The organism is Exiguobacterium sp. s149, assembly GCF_018618395.1.
GTDB classification, from domain to species: domain Bacteria; phylum Bacillota; class Bacilli; order Exiguobacteriales; family Exiguobacteriaceae; genus Exiguobacterium; species Exiguobacterium chiriqhucha.
The window spans coordinates 24463-41920 of sequence record NZ_JACSLZ010000008.1 but is presented as its reverse complement, the minus strand read 5'-3'; the positions used below and the strand labels follow the sequence as shown (position 1 = coordinate 41920).

Annotated in this window: 16 protein-coding genes and 1 riboswitch; of the genes, 6 read left to right on the top strand and 10 right to left on the bottom strand. The window is 54.0% G+C overall.

Annotation, left to right across the window (positions count from 1 at the left end; genetic code table 11):
- Positions 1 to 28: 28 nt before the first annotated feature.
- On the bottom strand, positions 29 to 1045 hold the full coding sequence (locus KNP81_RS11355; RefSeq protein WP_214720024.1) for an iron-containing alcohol dehydrogenase: 1017 nt from the start codon (positions 1043 to 1045) through the stop codon (positions 29 to 31).
- On the bottom strand, positions 1042 to 2217 hold the full coding sequence (locus KNP81_RS11350; RefSeq protein WP_214720023.1) for an aminotransferase class I/II-fold pyridoxal phosphate-dependent enzyme: 1176 nt from the start codon (positions 2215 to 2217) through the stop codon (positions 1042 to 1044). Before KNP81_RS11350 ends, KNP81_RS11355 begins: the two co-directional genes overlap by 4 nt.
- A 77-nt stretch (positions 2218 to 2294) precedes the next feature.
- A riboswitch (SAM riboswitch) is annotated at positions 2295 to 2395 on the bottom strand.
- A 173-nt stretch (positions 2396 to 2568) separates the two neighbouring features.
- Here KNP81_RS11350 and KNP81_RS11345 point away from each other — a divergent pair.
- The 3 genes from KNP81_RS11345 to KNP81_RS11335 all read left to right on the top strand — a co-directional run bounded on the left by KNP81_RS11345 (position 2569) and on the right by KNP81_RS11335 (position 6817).
- Complete coding sequence (locus tag KNP81_RS11345; RefSeq protein WP_214720022.1) at positions 2569 to 3669, top strand: AI-2E family transporter; 1101 nt, start codon at positions 2569 to 2571, stop codon at positions 3667 to 3669.
- A gap of 265 nt (positions 3670 to 3934) precedes the next feature.
- Entirely contained in the window at positions 3935 to 5179 is a 1245-nt protein-coding gene (locus tag KNP81_RS11340; protein WP_021067487.1) for an MDR family MFS transporter, read from the top strand.
- Positions 5180 to 5323: 144 nt separating this feature from the next.
- Entirely contained in the window at positions 5324 to 6817 is a 1494-nt protein-coding gene (locus KNP81_RS11335; RefSeq protein WP_214720021.1) for a peptide MFS transporter, read from the top strand.
- Positions 6818 to 6866: 49 nt separating this feature from the next.
- On the opposite strand, the gene KNP81_RS11330 is transcribed toward KNP81_RS11335, so the two are convergent.
- Positions 6867 to 8162, bottom strand: coding sequence for a glutamine synthetase family protein (locus KNP81_RS11330; RefSeq protein WP_214720020.1), 1296 nt, complete (start codon positions 8160 to 8162; stop codon positions 6867 to 6869).
- Between the two features lie 193 nt (positions 8163 to 8355).
- Between KNP81_RS11330 and KNP81_RS11325 the strand changes: the two genes are divergently transcribed.
- The gene (locus KNP81_RS11325) at positions 8356 to 9393 is read left to right on the top strand and encodes an SDR family oxidoreductase (protein WP_214720019.1); all 1038 of its coding nucleotides are present in this window, start codon (positions 8356 to 8358) and stop codon (positions 9391 to 9393) included.
- Between the two features lie 40 nt (positions 9394 to 9433).
- On the opposite strand, the gene KNP81_RS11320 is transcribed toward KNP81_RS11325, so the two are convergent.
- Together KNP81_RS11320 and KNP81_RS11315 are read right to left on the bottom strand one after the other, a co-directional pair.
- Positions 9434 to 9757, bottom strand: a complete 324-nt coding sequence (locus KNP81_RS11320) for a YflT domain-containing protein (RefSeq protein WP_251128919.1) — start codon at positions 9755 to 9757, stop codon at positions 9434 to 9436.
- Positions 9758 to 9860: 103 nt separating this feature from the next.
- Positions 9861 to 10088, bottom strand: a complete 228-nt coding sequence (locus tag KNP81_RS11315; protein ID WP_214720018.1) for a hypothetical protein — start codon at positions 10086 to 10088, stop codon at positions 9861 to 9863.
- A gap of 112 nt (positions 10089 to 10200) precedes the next feature.
- Here KNP81_RS11315 and KNP81_RS11310 point away from each other — a divergent pair, with 112 nt between their 5' ends.
- Together KNP81_RS11310 and KNP81_RS11305 are read left to right on the top strand one after the other, a co-directional pair.
- A complete protein-coding gene (locus KNP81_RS11310; RefSeq protein ID WP_021067493.1) occupies positions 10201 to 11259 on the top strand; it encodes a GTP pyrophosphokinase in 1059 nt (352 codons plus the stop codon).
- A 91-nt stretch (positions 11260 to 11350) separates the two neighbouring features.
- Complete coding sequence (locus tag KNP81_RS11305; RefSeq protein WP_021067494.1) at positions 11351 to 11788, top strand: MarR family winged helix-turn-helix transcriptional regulator; 438 nt, start codon at positions 11351 to 11353, stop codon at positions 11786 to 11788.
- A gap of 101 nt (positions 11789 to 11889) precedes the next feature.
- On the opposite strand, the gene KNP81_RS11300 is transcribed toward KNP81_RS11305, so the two are convergent.
- From KNP81_RS11300 to KNP81_RS11280, 5 genes are all read right to left on the bottom strand, one after another.
- A complete protein-coding gene (locus tag KNP81_RS11300) occupies positions 11890 to 12528 on the bottom strand; it encodes a class F sortase (protein WP_286038195.1) in 639 nt (212 codons plus the stop codon).
- Entirely contained in the window at positions 12476 to 13273 is a 798-nt protein-coding gene (locus KNP81_RS11295) for a DUF4397 domain-containing protein (protein WP_214720017.1), read from the bottom strand. The genes KNP81_RS11300 and KNP81_RS11295 overlap by 53 nt, the downstream gene beginning before the upstream one ends.
- 253 nt (positions 13274 to 13526) lie before the next feature.
- Positions 13527 to 14240, bottom strand: coding sequence for a glycerophosphodiester phosphodiesterase (locus tag KNP81_RS11290; protein ID WP_214720016.1), 714 nt, complete (start codon positions 14238 to 14240; stop codon positions 13527 to 13529).
- A gap of 11 nt (positions 14241 to 14251) precedes the next feature.
- The gene (locus KNP81_RS11285; protein WP_214720015.1) at positions 14252 to 15718 is read right to left on the bottom strand and encodes a carboxypeptidase M32; all 1467 of its coding nucleotides are present in this window, start codon (positions 15716 to 15718) and stop codon (positions 14252 to 14254) included.
- Positions 15719 to 15784: 66 nt separating this feature from the next.
- A complete protein-coding gene (locus tag KNP81_RS11280) occupies positions 15785 to 17317 on the bottom strand; it encodes an FAD-dependent oxidoreductase (RefSeq protein WP_214720014.1) in 1533 nt (510 codons plus the stop codon).
- Positions 17318 to 17458: the final 141 nt, after the last annotated feature.

The following is a 17458-nucleotide window of genomic DNA, read 5'->3' as shown; positions in this document are numbered from 1 at the left end:
AGTTGTTATCATCTTACTTTTAATTGGTTTAATTGTAAATAGATAATTGTAAATTTTCAAAAATTATTTTCAGAAAATCTTTATCGAGCGGTGCCGGCAATTGTTGCAGCTCGGTCTCCGTCATGACGGAGTCGACCAGTACCGGGATGTCGCTCGACCCGACCCCGAGCGCCGCGAGCGTCGTCGGGGCACCGAACCGTTTCAACCAGGCTTCCAAATACGGGGCATCGGCCGAGCGCCGCAAGCGCTCTTGGACGATTAGGCCGAAGCCGACCTTGTCTCCGTGCAAGAATGAGTGGGTCGACTCGAACCGGCTGAGCGAGTTATGGACCGCATGGCCTACGGCGACGCGTGTCCCGGCGTCACCAAAGCCACCGACGGCGCCGCCGATGGCGAGCACGTGATCGACCGCGAAGCGGACGTCGTCACTATACGACTCAAAAGCGTGCTCGCTCAATTCAAGTTCGACGAGACGCCCGCACTGTTCGGCCAAGACGAGTCCGGTGTTGACGCCGGCGTCAGCTGAGCTGTCACCACTCAAATAACGGGCCTCGTAAAACTTCGCGACCGTGTCGATGACACCTGCCCGGAAGTATTCATATGGTGAGCGAGAGATGACCCGTGAGTCGACGATGACCCGTTCGATGACGACGCGGAACATGTCGTAGCGGTCGTAGCTCCCGTCCTCCTGATAGACGACGCTGAGCGGTGTGAACGCCGCACAGTTGGAGGCGAGCGTTGGGACGACGATGAGCGGGACGTTCCGTTGATAGGCGACAAGTTTGGCCGTATCGACGAGCTTGCCGCCGCCGATGGCGATTAACACGTCGGCGTCAAACGGTTTGAGCCGTTCGACTTCCGAGTCCGTGCACTCCCCGCTGAACCTTGTTGCCGGATAGTCCGCGATTCCCGGATCGATTTCCCGAACGATGCCATATCCGTTCTGACCGTGCAGGACGTGGGCACGTCGGCCGTCGACTAAGTCATCGAGACGGTCGAGCGCGTCATCGGCGTGGTCATATTCAAGGACGGCCTGACGAATCATGCCCGCACCTCCTCATAGGCGGCAAACAACCGCTCGATTCGTTCGACGGCCTCGTCAATCTTCGGTTCCGGTGAGACGAGGCCGAAGCGGACGTATCCGTTCCCTTCCGAGCCGAAGAAATAGCCCGGGGTGACGGCGACACCGGCTTCATGCAGCAGTTTCCGCGAGAACGACTTGGCATCACCCTCAGGCACTTTCGCCCAGACGAAGAACGAGCCTTCCGGCGGTTCGACGGCCCAGCCGGCCCGGTTCAACCCGTCGATCAGGCGATCACGCCGTGCCTCGTACAGTCGTGCCAAGTCATCGCGAATAGTACGGGGCGCCTCGAGTGCGGCGACGGCCGCCGCCTGGATGGCCGAGAACACGCTGACGTGGACGTGGTCCTGATACGTGTTGATCGCCTCGATGATGTCCGCGTTCCCGACGGCGAAGGCGACGCGCCAACCGGACATGTTGAACGCTTTCGACATCGTATATACCTCGATGCCCACTTCTTTCGCCCCTTCCGCCTGCAGGAAACTCGGCGGGACATGTCCATCGAATCCGATGCTGCCGTATGCGAAATCGTGGACGACCATCAAGTCCCGCTCCCGGGCGAAACGGACGGTATCGTCAAAGAAAGCGGGTGAGGCGACGGCTCCGGTCGGATTGCTCGGGTAGTTTAAATACATGAGTCTTGCCTCTTGCGTATCGAGCGTCTCATAGTCCGGCAAGAAGCCGTTCTCTTCCCGGAGGACGAGGTCACGGACGACGGCACCGGCGAGGCGTGCCCCCGAGATGTAATCAGGATAGCCGGGATTCGGTAGCAAAATCCCGTCGCCAGGTTCGAGTACGCATTGCGGCAACGTGATGAGACCTGATTTTGAGCCGATGAGAATCGCTACTTCTGTCTCGGGATCAAGTTCGACTCCATACTCATTCAAATAGAACGTCGCCACTGCTTGCTTCAGGCGGGCCTGACCGCGGAACGGACCGTATTGATGGGTCGAGGCGTCGAGGAGCGCCGTCTGAAGCGCGTCACAGATCGGCTCAGGCGTCGGCAGGTCAGGCGTCCCTTGTCCGAGTCGGATGATGTCGCGGCCGGCTTGTTCGAGTTCGGCCACCTCGTTCGCGAGTCCGACGAAATGTTGAGGTGGTAACGTTTTAAGTAGATGTGAGCGTCTGTCAGTCATGAATAGTCCTCCTATGCAAAAAACACCCCTTTCCGAGGAAAGGGGTGTCGAGATACGGACGTATTCAAACAACCACCTTTCCATCTCTCAAGGTCACCTTGCTGGAATTAGCACAGTATTGAAACAATCTGTTGCTGAAGCTTCATCGGGCCAGTCCCTCCGCTTCTCTTGATAGAAAGTGTTTTATATGCGATTTGTCTTTTTGTAATATGTCACTTAGTTAACCAAACGTTACCAATCTTGTCAATCCTTTTTTGAAAAAGAGCATGTCCTCTTGAATCCCGATAAAAAAACGTTCATAGTGAAAGTGAACGTTATTCTACAAAATTTAAAACATGAGGGGATGGACCATTGGAACTAAACCGTCAATTGATTTGGAAGTTGAGCGTGATCGGCCTGATCTTGCTCGTGCTCTGGAAAGTCATCAGCGAACCGGATACGATTTCGCAGATGATGCATTATACGTTCCAGTTGCTGACGCCGATTATTATGGGAATCGCCATCGCGCTGCTCCTGAATACCGTCCTGTCCTATATAGAAGAACGGTTTCAACTAAAACGATATCAAGGCTTGCTGATCGTCTATATCATTTTTATCGGGATTCTCGTCATCTCTGCGGTGACACTGTTCCCACGCATTTATTCGAGCCTCGCCTCGCTCATCGAGGAACTCCCGTCCTACATCCGTCAGATTGACGGGTATCTCTCACAGTTGAACACGTATTTGAAAGAGTATAACGCGACAGTCGCCCAGGCCATCGATTTCAGCCGGTTCGAGGAGCGCTACTCGGGCTGGGTCGAGACGGCCGTCTTGTCGTCGGTCAGCTACGTGTCGAGCTTCACGATGACGCTCATTAACTTCTTGATTGGGATCGTCATCTCGATTTATCTTTTAAAAGACAAAGAGATTTTTGCCCGCATGTTCAAGCGGCTGTTGTATGCGATGTTCCCGGTCGCGTCAGCCAAGACGACGATCGACATCTTCCAAGAGATGGATTATATCTTCAAACGCTATATCATCGGGAAGTCGCTCGACTGCCTCATCATCGGGGTGCTGGCCGTCGCCGGTCTGTTGATTATCGGTGCGCCATACGCGCTTCTGCTCGGCGTCATCGTCGGTGTCTTGAACTTCATCCCGTACGTCGGGCCGCTGCTCGGGATTATCCCGGCGTTCATCATCACTTACTTCTATGACCCGTTCACGGCGCTCATCGTCCTCTTGTTCATCTTCTTGTTGCAACAATTCGACGGACTCTGGCTCGGGCCAAAGATTCTCGGCGACAGCGTCGGCATCACGCCGTTCTGGGTCATCACGTCGATCATCATCGGCGGCAGCCTGTTCGGCCTCGTCGGAATGTTCATCAGCGTGCCGGTCACGGCGATGATTCAAGTCGTGTTCTCGCGCTTGATCGACTACCGGCTCAGTCGCAAGAACTTGAATGAATTGTTATGACACATTGACGATTTAGGTTGACACATTTCACAGAAATATCATAATCTTGAAGAGAAGACAGTCCAATGCAGAAAGGAGAGGTACCGATGTCAGTCATTCAACGCTCGCACGTCCAAGTCCATATTGACCGGCAGGCGCCTCTCCGTGATTTGAATCCGTGACGTTCCCCTGCCTTCCGAGGCATGTCTAAGATCGTAGGGACGCGTATGCCTTTGTGCATGTTGCGTCCCTTTTTTCATTCCAATAATTAAAGCAGGTGAACCTAATGATTCAATCACTCAAACGACTCGACCGCAATATTTGGATCCGTTTCCTCGGGGAGACGATCACCGGCGTCATGATGTTCATGATCGCGCCGTTCCTCGTCCTCTATTACAGTGACAAGCTCGACAGTTATATCCAGGTCGGTGTCATCATGGCGACCGGTCCAATCATGGCCCTCATCGGTTCGGTCGTCGGCGGACGGCTCGCGGATTTGTATGGCCGCAAACCGATCATGATGATCGCCATCCTCGGCGATGCGCTCGCGCTCGTAGGTTTCGCGTTCGCCGAGACGTTTTGGCCGCTCCTCCTTTTGAACGCCATGCTCGGCTTGACGAACTCGTTGTTCCATCCGGCCGCGAGCGCGATGGTGGCGGACGTGACCGAACCTGAACAGATGAACGAGGCGTTCGGCCTGTTGCGGATGGGCCATAACATCGGGGCTGCGCTCGGTCCGCTCCTCGGCAGTGCCGTCCTGTTCATCGACCGGCAGTATATCTTCTTCTCGGCGTCATTCGTCTTTATCCTTTATGCGCTCGTCCTCGGCCGCTTCATCCGGGAGTCGCTCCCGGAGACAACTGAGGCCGACACGCCGTCGAACCGAGACGTGCTACGGGTGTTCTATAACGACAAGGTCTTCCTCGTCTTCATCTTCGCCGGTGTGTTCATCTCGATGGGCTTCTCGCTCATCGAGAGCATGCTGCCGCTGTTCTTGCGTGAGTCGATGCCGTCGTTCACTGACCGTGAGAACCCGTTCGCCTATATGCTCGCCTTGAACGGTATCATGGTCGTGTTGTTCCAGTTCCCGATTGCCTCGAAACTCGGGCGCAAGCCGTTCGGCAACGTCATGCTCGCCGGGGCGACCATCTTCGGGGTCGGCATGATCCTGATTGCGGTCATGCCGCGTCTCCTCTACTCCCTCGGGACACCGTACCTCGTCCTCGTCAGCGTCTTGCTCGCGGTATACGCGTTCTATACGCTCGGTGAGATGATCATGTCCCCGGTCCAACAGACGTTCATCGCCTTGATCGCTCCGGAGAATATGCGTGGGGCCTATAACGGGGCCGCCAGTATCCAATGGTTGATCGGCGGGGTGACGGCTCCAATCATGGCGAGCCTATTCTTCGATCAGCGGGCCGGTCATATCGCCTTAATCCTCGTCGGGGCGGCCAGCTGTGTGTCAGGCCTCATCTACTGGCAGCTCGGACGTCGCGTCAGTGCGGCCGAAGCGAAACAAAAGACGGCTTGACCTATATAAATCACACTGAACCTAGTCGTTTAGTGTGATTTTTTAATTCGTTGCAAATTCGTTAAATTTTGAATATTTGCTTCTATTATTCTTTACAAACATAATGATTCTTTTTATGATAATACGGTTAAGGAGGGATCTTTCATGGAAAGGATCGATAAACAGAAAATTGTGGACAGCGTGCCACAAAAAGGTTTTTTCGGACAGCCTAAAGGGTTGTTCACGCTATTCTTCACTGAGTTTTGGGAACGGTTCTCGTATTACGGGATGCGTGCCATCCTCGTCTTCTACATGTATTACGAGGTATCAGATGGCGGTCTCGGTCTCGACCAGAACGTCGCCTTGTCCATCATGTCGGTGTATGGCGCACTCGTCTACATGTCGGGGGTCATCGGGGGATGGCTCGCTGACCGTGTGTTCGGGACGTCCCGGTCCGTCTTCTTCGGCGGTGTGTTCATCATGCTCGGTCATATCGTACTGTCGATTCCTGGTAGCCTGACGTTCTTGTTCATCTCGATGGCGTTGATCGTCATCGGGACCGGTCTCTTAAAACCGAACGTCTCGAGTATCGTCGGTGACCTGTACAATGAGACGGACCGTCGTCGTGACGCCGGGTTCAGTATCTTCTATATGGGGATCAACCTCGGTGCCTTCATCTCGCCTTTGATCGTCGGTGGGGTTCAAAAGAGTTATGGCTTCCATTGGGGCTTCGCCCTCGCCGCGGTCGGGATGTTCATCGGTCTCGTCGTCTTCATGGTCACGAAGAAAAAGAATCTCGGTCTCGCCGGTTCATACGTACCGAACCCGTTGACGCCGTCTGAAAAGAAAAACGCGATCAAGTATACGACGATCGCAGTCGTCCTCATCGGTGGTCTGTTGGCTGTCTTGATTCCACAAGGATTGTTCACGATTAACACGTTCATCGGTCTCGTCGGTGTGTTCGGGATCGCGATTCCGACGATTTATTTCATCGTCATGTATCGTAGCCCGAAAACGACGGAAGTCGAGCGGTCACGGATTATCGCCTATATCCCGCTCTTCATCGCCTCGGTCATGTTCTGGGCGATTCAAGAGCAAGGCGCGACGATTTTGGCCAGCTATGCCGATAAGCGGACCGACCTTGAATTTTTAGGGTTCACGCTGTCACCTGCCTGGTTCCAGTCGCTCAACCCGTTATTCATCATCATGCTCGCTCCGGTGTTCGCATGGCTTTGGGTCCGACTCGGTGACCGTGAGCCGAGCATCCCGACGAAGTTTGCCTTCGGGATTTTGTTCGCAGGGTTAAGTTTCTTGGTGATCTTGCTCCCGGCCTACTTCGGTGGCCCCGACACGCTCGTCAACCCGCTCTGGCTCGTCCTCAGTTACTTCATCGTCGTGCTCGGTGAGCTCAGCCTGTCGCCGGTCGGTCTGTCGGCGACGACGAAACTCGCCCCGGCCGCCTTCTCGGCCCAGACGATGTCACTCTGGTTCTTGTCGAACGCGGCGGCACAAGGGATTAACGCCCAGCTCGTTCGTTTCTATTCACCAGAGAACGAGATGCTCTACTTCGGGATTATCGGTGGAGCAGCGATTGTACTCAGTATGATTTTGTTCGCTCTCGCCCCGGTCATCAAAAAGTATATGCGCGGGATTCATTAAGCGTAAAAGCCCATTCCTCGGCCGAGGAATGGGCTTTTGTATACGTTGCTTATTTACGGACTTGGATGAGCGACAAGTAGCGGTCAATCAAGTCATGGTTGAAGTAATCATGGAACCGGTCCGACTTGAGCGATTGAATTGACTCATGGAACGTCGCCGGGAGTGACGAGATGCCTTGGCTCTCGATTTGCTTCGCCGAGTACTCGAACAAGTCGTCCTCGTTCGGTGCCGACGGCTCGAGCTGTTGCTCGATGCCCTCGAGTCCGGCATAAATCAATGCCGCAAGCGCGAAGTACGGGTTCGCACTCGGGTCTGGGTTACGGACTTCGACGCGCGTCGCGCTTCCACGTGACGCCGGGATCCGAATCATCGAACTGCGGTTCGACGGGCTCCAACAGATGTTAACCGGTGCCTCGAAACCTGGCACGAGACGCTCATACGACTCTGGGAGCGGGTTCGTGAAGATGGCCGTCGCGCGGGCATGCTTCAGAATCCCTTCGATGAAGTGACGGGCCGTGAGCGATAGACCGTAGTCTGACTCCGGCTCTTCGAATGCGTTCACCGTCGGGTTGCCGTCCTTGTCGTTCTTCCATACCGAGATGTTGAGGTGCATCCCCGAACCGTTCACGTCACGGAGCGGTTTCGGCAAGAACGATACTTTTGCACCTTTCTCTTGGGCTGCCAATTGAACGATTTCTTTGAAGAACTGGATGTTGTCGGCCGTGTGGAGCGCGTCATCATATTTGATCCCGATTTCGTGCTGGGCCGGTGCGACTTCGTGGTGGACCGCCTCGATGTTGAACCCGACTTCGCTCAAGCGGTTGGCGATATGTTGGCGGACCTCATACCCTTTGTCTTCCGAACGTGTCGAGAAGTAACCCGCCTCATCGTAAAATTCACCATTCTCGTCGAAGATGAAGAATTCTGGCTCGGCGCCGACGAAAATCGAGTAGCCGTCACGTGCAGCCCGCTCGAGGGCATCTTTCAAGACGTTGCGCGGGTCGAACTCGTAACGTTCGCCGTCCGGTGTGCAGACGTCACAGAAGAAGGCGAGAATGCTCTCGTCCCCATCCTGCTCGTAGCGTGGACAATCTAAATCCGGTCTCAAGAATAGGTCTGAGTTTTTGATGGAAGAAAAACCGGCGATGGATGAACCGTCAAACATCGTCTTCCCTTCAAAGACTTCCGGCAACAATTTTGCAGAGAGAGTCAGTAGCTTCAAGTCTCCAAGCACGTCGGAGAAGTACATGTGGATTTGTGTGATCCCATTCTCCTGAACCGTTTTTTCAATCTCTTCTTGCTTCTTCCTGTTGCCATCCTTGTCTGTTCCGAATAGATTAGCCATGATTCTAAAAAACCTCACTTAAGTTATTTGACAGATCAACACTGTCATGACGTATCCTTGCGTACGCTTCTCCTTAAGTCATAACCGACTTTAAAAATTGTTAAACCCCTAATTTTATTCTTTAGGTTGAAAGTGGCTCATTCCGTTGCCACTTGTTATGATGGGGAGAGACTGAAAAGAGAGGAAGAACGCTGTGAATATTTTTATGACCGGTGCGACCGGATTTTTGGGAGGACGGCTCGCCCGCGAGCTGATTCATTGTGGGCATACGCTGTGCGTCCTCGCCCGTACACCTGAGAAAATGGAGGCGATGTTCTCACGGGACGAACTTCGCTCCATCACCGTCCTAGCCGGGGATTTGACGGCCCCGTTCCTTGGAGCAGACGAGCGGTTCATCACCGACCATGACCGTTCCATCGACTTGGTGCTCCACATGGCGGCCCTCGTCAAATTCGATGAGGAGCTCCGTGAGGAACTGTTCGAGACGAATTTGACCGGGACGAGACAAGCGCTCGCGCTCGCAAAGGCGCTGCATTGCCCTCGCTTCTTCCACGTCAGCACGGCGTACACGCTCGGAGCACGCGAGGTCGGCGATGAGACGTTGTATGCGACCGACCAGACGTTCCATAATCCGTACGAGGAGAGCAAGGCGCACGCCGAACAGGCCGTCTGGGCGGAACGGGACCAGCTCGACGTCTCGATTTTCCGTCCCGCCATCATCGTTGGGGACTCGAAGACCGGCGAGGCCGACTCGAAGTTCACGATGTACGGCTATATGCGCGCCCTCGAGGTGTTCAAGCGCCGTCTCGAGCGCCGCGGGGCACCGGATGGACCGATTCGTCTGCTCGGCTCGGAGACCGGCACGTCGAACCTCGTCCCGGTCGATTACGTGGCCGATGTGCTCCTCGCCGCCATCGAACACGCCAAGCCGGACACGATTTATAACGTGACGAACGATGACCCGCCGCGCAATGTGACCATGCTCGACTATATGAAGCAAGCGCTCGCGTTCCCGCACTTGAAGATCACCGAGACGCCGACGTCTTCGCTCAGCCAAGCCGAACAGACGTTCAACGAGATGGTGAAAGTGTTCAACCCTTACTTGAATCGCAATATCGCGTTCGACGACGCCAACACGAAACGTCTGTTAGAGGACGCCGGGTACAAACCGCTCGACTTGAACGAGCGTTCGCTGCGCCGGATCGTGAACGCCTATTACGAGACAAAATGACGAAAAGAGCCGGGACTGACGAGGTCAGTTCCGGCTCTTTTTATGGTTTGTCGCAGACGAGGACGATTTTCCCGGCCTGAATCTCTCCTTCGAGCGATTCGACCATCTCTTTCGTCAGACCGAGGCTCTCGAGCTGCTCGATCCGGTCATCCGAATTTTTTGTAAACTTCGACATGAGTGACTCCCACAGCCCTTTTTCAGTGATGCGGTATGGTTGCACACCCGCTTCTGCAGCGAGCCGCACCGTCAATTCTTCATCTCTCGCAAATAAGTAAATGTGCTCGTTGACACATCCCCCTGACACCATCCCGTTCACTTCATGGTCGACCGAGGTCATATCCCGCACGATTCTTGTTTCTAACATATTCATCCTCCTAAACGTCCGCTGATCTAAAATCGAATAATATACTATTCCCGAAAAATGAGTCACAAAACCCATTTCGTTCAGCGATTTGAAAAAGAGGGGTTCAAGAAAACGTGGCAGTCCAGTCCTCGATTCCGAAATGGTCGACGATGCCTTGGATGCGGGTCCGTTCGTCCGATTCAGACGACACCTCTTCGCGACTGACCCGAACGATATTAATGCCGGTCTGCCAGTCGATCTTTCCAGACCGATAGCCTGCTTGTTGTAACAACCCGGCAACAATCTCGAGCTTCTCGCGCTCGGTCGATTTCAACGTATGGCTCACTCTCACGCGTGACACTCCTTCCCGTTCCAAACCGTATTGTATCATAGGGGCGGACAACAGATGCGACACCGATTTCTTTGATGCTATACTACATATAATGAGACAAGGAGTGATGTTGATGCCGAGACAGGATATGAACACGATCATGCTCGACTATATGAATGAGAAAGAAGATTACGAGGCGTTCGCAGCCAAGCTGAAGTTACTCCTCAGCGAGCTGTTGAACGACGCCGGCATCCAGTTCCACTCGATCGTCGCCCGGGCGAAGGAAGCCGAGAGCCTGTATGCCAAGTTATCCCGCAAACCGTATCAATACCGGTCGTTGCGCGACGTCCAGGATTTGGCGGGGATTCGGATCGTGACCTATTTCCACGACGATGTCCGTGCCGTGGCCCAAATCCTCGAGGATGAGTTCCGGATAGACCGCGAACAGTCGATTGATAAATCCACGTTGCTCGACCCGAATGAGTTCGGTTATTTGTCGGTCCATTACGTCGTCGGCTTGAGCGACACGCGGCTCGCCCTCGGGGAGTACCGTCGCTATGAGGACAAAGAAGCCGAGATTCAAGTCCGGTCCATCTTGCAGCACGCGTGGGCCGAAATCGAGCATGACCTCGGTTATAAGAACCCGAACGCCGTGCCACCGGAAATCAAGCGCAGCTTCAGCCGTGTCGCCGGGCTCCTCGAGATTGCCGACTCCGAGTTCGTCAATATCCGCAAACAGTTGCGGACGTTCGAACAAGAGACCGTCGAACGGATCGTCGAATCGCCCGATAAGGTGAGTATCACGCGAGATAATTTGAATTACTATATCGCCAATGACGTCACCGTCGAGAAGCTTGACAACGCCATCTTCCAGAGCGATTGGCTGCTCGACACCGACTTGTCGACGATCATCGAGCTGACGCGTATGTTCCATTACGCGGAGATTCGCACGTTCCAGGACTTGAGCGACACGCTCGACCTTTACTTCAATCGGGCTATCCAATGTGCGACGCTGTTGCCATCGTCTCTCCTGCCCCGTCAAGGGATGGGTGTCGTCTATGCCGTCCTCGCGAAATTGCTCGCAGAAGGCGATGACCAGCAGATCGAGTTCTTCTTCCGACGCTTCTATCCGGATTTGAAACATTACGACGAGGTCATCCAAGAACTTCGTACCCGCGAAGAGCCATCATAACTTTACAGACATCATGTTTTTGTTGTAGAATGTTTTTATGTTCTGAAATATATGCAAATAATGATATTTTATGTAGGAGGTATTCTTGAGGATGACAACACCTGTACAAACAGCATCCCGCCGTCAGCTCGTCGCCGATGCTGAGCGAGGGATTCGCATGAACTATCGCGGAGTGAAAAAGAACCTCCGGTCGATGTTCTCACAATACTTGACGCGAAACGAATTTTTCATTCTCCGCTCGCTTTGTCAAAACAGTCCTCAAATCGCCTCGGCTCTATCGAACGAGTTCCAATTCTCGGCTTCGATGATTACCGCTCTCGCGGATGAACTCACGAAAAAAGGGTTGATCTCCCGCGAACGCAGCGAACGTGATCGTCGTGTCGTCGAATTGCAAGCGACTGAAGAAGGCCGTGCCCTGTTCGAGACACTGGAAGACATGAAAATCGAGTATTTGATGGACGTGTTCACCGATTTCTCAGATGACGAATTGATTCTTCTGTCAAGACTGCTTGACCGAATGGACGCATAAGAACGACTGGGCCGATTATTGCGGCCTGGTCGTTTTTTGTTTCGCCACGCTACAACAAAAAACCCGAGTATGGTTGGACCACACTCGGGTTCATTCTTGATTTAAGACTTGACGATCGCCGTGACGACGATTCGGTCCCGGTATCCATACTCTGGGTCATAAGGGCCCGTACAAGTGATTAGCTGGAGCCGTTCCGCCTGGGTCGCCGCAAAAATCGAGGCGAGCGGGACGTCTTCGAGCCGATACCGTTCGACGGAAACGACTTCATACGCGATTGCCTTTTTGCCACGCTGGAGCGTCACCGATTCTCCGAGGCGTAAGTCGCCAAGGTTCGCGAAGATGGCCGGACCACTGAGGTCATCGAGATGACCAGATAATACCACGTTTCCGGTCGCCCCTGCTTTCGCCCCGTACCGATACCAGCCGACCTCATCTGTCTCCGTCGGAGTATCCATCCGGTCGAGTCGGTCTTTCCCGACCGGTTGGATGACCGCGTTGACATCAATTGACGGAATCTTCAGTCGTTTTGGGATAAATGTGTCGGTACGGAATGACTGCCGATCAATTTCGGTCGTTTCTAGGACGAGCGGTTCGGCGAAGCCGACCGTCGTCAATTTCGCGTCCGCATCCGGTGCGTCTGCGCCCGGTGCAATCATAAGGAACGATAACGTTCCGATGAAGAGTAGTTTAAGCGTCTTGCTTCTGACGACGAAAGACGTAGAAGCCAGCTGCTGCTGCACCAAGAACCGCTGCTGCGAGCAACCAGTTCATCGATGCTGTCTGAGCGAGACCACCTTGACCTGTGTCAGGTGCTCCAGCCATTTCCCCACCGTCTGCTGCGAGAAGGACTTCAAACGCTGGTTCGCCTTCAAGGAGTCCGATGGCGAATGCCGTGTAGTTTTTACCGCCTTCGAGAGCGACACCGTCAAGTGCCTTCACGACGTCAGTCGCGCCGGCCGGACGAACTTCAAGGTCATACGTGCCAGCGTCGAGTGTACCGTAGTCACTTACTGCTTTGAACTCGAGGTTCGAGAAGAGTGGGTCGCCGCCTTTAGGAGCGACATCGACTGCCGGTGCGTCAGGTGCGAAGTGAGCGACGCGGACTTTCGATTTTCCATCTTCGAAGTTCGCATCGTCTTCCATTGCTGCGATCTCGATGTTTTCAAGTTGACCGATTGCTGCCGCTGTGTAGAATTTGCCTGCTTCGATTGAGAGGTCTGCCGCAACGACGACCGTCTCTGTATCACCAGCTGGCTTGATTTCCACGTTGTAATCTCCAGCCGGGAGAGTCAAGTAGTCTGTGAGCGCTTTAAACTCTGCGCCTTCGACCGCGACTTCACCATTGACGTACACATCTACTGCAGGTGCGTCAGGTGAAGCGTGGAGTACACGTACCATCGCGTTCTCGTGTCCATCTGCACTGACCGGCACGATGAGTGCGAACGCCAAGGCGAGTGTACCAAGTAAAGACATCAATTTCTTCATGTGAAATTTCCTCCTTTTTCTGCTTGGGTTGACCGATTGACTGTTTACAACAAGTTTGATGCGGTGCTGCAATGTGTGCTACATCTGATTGCTATGTAGCTGGTGACATCTTAAATTTAAGACAACGGAGCAACGGCGTAAAGGTGACGGTATGCTCTCAATATGCCGCTCAGCACATTTGAAAGAAACCGCTTTCTTTACATTAACCAGACTTCCCCTTCCCTATTGTTTAAAAACCCCGTAACGCGTAACGTTACGGGGTTGAATGTGCTTTTGCCCAGTCGATGTCATTTACGAACACCGCATCGACGCCGAGTTGACTGAACCGCTCTAGGTCGTGGACTGTTTTCACGGTATAGGGACGTACGGAGAGACCTTCGTCCTGAAGATGAAGAATCTCTTCATCGGTCATCGTCAGGACATTCGGATGAACGGCGGTCGCGCCGACTTTCTTGCAATATGCGACGAGGTCATATAGCGGTTGTGCCAACAATACGGCACACTCAATTTCTGGCGCCAATTGGTTCAAACGCTGGAGCGTCGAATGGTTAAAAGAAGAGAACATGACTTGTCCAACTGGAAGACGCTGGTTTCGAATGGTGTCAATCAAGAGTTGTTCAATACCAGGATACCGCTCGATATCCGTCTTGACCTCGAGATTGAGGACCATCGATGTCCCTCGGCACAGATCGATCAGTTCGTCTAACGTCGGAATCTGTTCTTGGATAGCGGACGTGACACCGGCATTATAGCCTCGCAGCTCTGATAAAGTCATATCGGCGACACGTCCACGCCCATCTGTCGTCCGATTGATCGTCTCATCGTGGATAAGGACGAGCTTTCCGTCCTTTGTCATGTGCACGTCCGCCTCAATCCCATCGCTTTGTGCTTCGAGTGCTGCCCGGAACGCCGTCATCGTATTCTCCGGATGATGGGCCATCACCCCTCGGTGCGCGAAGAGTTTCATTCGTTTTCGCCTCAGTTCGTTTTGTATTTGTTCGTCAAATAGCGGATGAGCGGGCGGACCGAGATGTCCTCTCCGGTCACTTGCTTGATGAGTTCGTTCGGGGTCAGCGCTTTACCATGGCGGTGGACATTGTCCTCGAGCCATTGTTTGATTGGACCGAACGTGCCCGTGCTGATGAGCGACTCGAAGTCAGGATGCTCGTTCTTGAGTGATTCCGTCAATTGAGCGGCGTAAATCAGACCGAGGGCGTAACTCGGGAAGTAACCGAACGACCCGCCGGCCCAGTGAACGTCTTGTAGGACGCCTTTCGAATCACTCGGCACATCGACACCTAGATATTCCTTATAGAGCGCGTTCCATGCCGCTGGCAAATCCTCGACCGACAAATCACCTTGGATGAGTTGCTTTTCAAGCTCATAGCGGATGATGATATGCAGGCTGTATGTCAGTTCGTCCGCCTCGATCCGGATGAGAGACGGTTTCGCCTCGTTCACGCCGGCATAGAACGTATCAAAATCTATGTTCTGCAACTGTGGATGCTCGGATTGAAGGCGCGGATAGACGCTCTTCAAAAACACCTCGCTTCGTCCGACAAAGTTTTCAAAGAAGAGGGACTGTGACTCATGGATGCCCATCGAGGCACCGCCCCCGAGACCGAGTTCGTCGAGTTCAGAGTCGATTTGCTGTTCGTACGTCGCGTGCCCGGCCTCGTGCATCGTACCGAACAAGGCGTTACGGAAATCGGTCTCATCATATTTCGTCGTGATGCGCACATCGCGACGGTTGATCGTGATCTCGAACGGATGCACCGTGGCATCGAGACGGCCGCGCGTCAAATCATAGTCGACGACACGCATCCAGTCCTCACACAGTCGTTGCTGAACGGCCTTGTCCATCGACCAGTCGAGCACTTGGACCGGTTCAGGCAGCTGACGGATCAGCGGGACGAGCTCGTCGCGAAGCGTCCGGAACAATTCATCGAGCTGGTCGACGGTCATCCCTGGCTCATAATCGTAAAGGAGGGCGTCATACGGATGCGATTCGTAGCCGAAATAGTCGGCGAACTTCCGCTGAAATCCGATGATTTTCTCGAGATATGGGGCGAACATGTGCCAGTCATTCTGATCCTTCGCTTTCTCCCACGCCGTCTCAGCCTCAGAGACGAGCGTCACATACGCCTGATATTCTGAGGACGGGATTTTGGCATTCCGTTCATATTGGGTTTTGGCGACCGCGACCGAACGCAACTCGATCGGTGTCAAGTCCTCCGTCTCGGTCATCTCGGCCAACAGTGCCTTGAAGGATTCGCTCGTCTGGCGTTTGAACGCCTCGGTCGACAGATAACCGATTGTCTCGGCCCGTAGCGGTGCCGACTGTTCCGGCATCTGGGTACGCATGTCCCAATACAGTAAAGAAATCGCCTCGTCGAAGGCACGCAATTGTTTGAAATGGTCACGCCACTGCTTTGTTAGTTCCATTCTGATTCCACCCCTATGACAGTTATATCGTTACTTCTTTACTTTAATATAGACGACCCGCGTTGCCTATTGTTTCGGCACATCGATTTTCCGATCATAGGCGAGCGGTTGTGTCGCCGGTCCTTCCAACACGTTTCCTTTCGTGTCGAACCGTGAACCGTGGCACGGACAATCCCATGAGCGTTCCGCATCGTTCCAATTGACGGTACATCCCATATGGGTGCATCGTGTCGAGACGAGATGGCATTCGTTGTCGAGGTCACGGTACGCGCCGACCTTCTTGCCGTTTACCTGGACGATCCCGCCTTCATCAAGTTGCAGGTCGTCGAGTGTACCCGGTCTTTCCAGTGACCCTTTGACGAATTGAACGGCCGTGTCGAGGTTCGTCTTTAAGAATTGCCCGACGTCGGCCGGTTTCAATTTCGAGCGTTGTGGGTCCAATAAGTCGTTGAACCGATTCGGGCGCCCGGTCAGTCGATCGGCCAGCAACAGTCCGCCGGCAATCCCGTTCGTCATCCCCCATTTGGCGAACCCGGTGGCGACGAACACGTCCGGCTCACGGCTGAACATTTGCCCGATGTACGGGAGGTGGTCCAACGTGATCAGATCCTGGGATGACCAGCGGAAACTCGCTTTCTTGGCCCCGAACGAATCATGGGCGAAGCGGTCCAAGCGGTCATAGCGCGAGCGGGTCTCGGTGACGTGTCCGCTCAAGTGTCCTTCGCCTCCGACGAGCATATACGTCTTGTCGCCATCCTTGAACGTACGGAACGACCGGCTCGGCTGATCGACACTCAAATACATACCGTCCGGGACGCTCTGTTCCGTCTCACAAGCGACGATATAGGAACGCTCGACCTCAAACTTCGAGAAGTACAGCCCCCGGATGTCGTTGAACGGGTAATGGGTGGCGACCACGACCTGATTCGCCTGGACCCGTCGCCCTGTCGACGTCGTGACGATCGGGCGCGGTCCCGAACTGATTTCGGTCGCCCGTGTCTTCTCGTGGAGTCTCCCGCCAGCCGCGACGAAGCGGTTGGCGAGCTCGTGTAAGTATTTGACCGGATGCATCTGGGCCTGGTCGCGAATGACGATCGCTTGTTTGACCTCGAACGGGAGGACCGCCTTCACTTCCTCGGTCGCGTCTCCCCCGGGCAGCTCAAGTTGTGCATACGCCTCGCGCTCAGCGACGAGTTGACTCGACCCATCGATTGAATATAAATATGAATCTTTTGTCTCGAAATCGATGTCGAACCCGGCCTCGACCTGTTGCCGCAAATAGGCGAGTCCCTGCTCGTTGAACTCGTAATAGAGGCGCGCCGTCTCTTGATTGAACGTCCGAATCAATTTGGAATAGACGGTCCCATGCTGAACGGAACATTTCGCGGTCGTGTGGCCGGTCGTCCCCCGGCCGATTTCAGTCGCTTCGAGCAAGACGACTTGCTTGCCGCGCTGTTGCAACTCATATGCCGTGACGAGCCCGGCGATTCCTGCCCCGATGACGACAATGTCACACGAAATAGAGCTCTCAAGTCGCGGATAAGGTGTTGCCGCATTGTGCTGACGCCAGAGTGAATTGGTGAACGGATGACGATGCATAAACGTACCCCCTCTAAATAAGATAAGTGTCTGTTACTGTGTATACCCCTTCCGATTCATTTCATACGCCTCAATTATTGACCTGATTCTTGATTTTGAAGACGATTTCAGGAGGCCTCATCCATTATGGTAGAAAAGTAA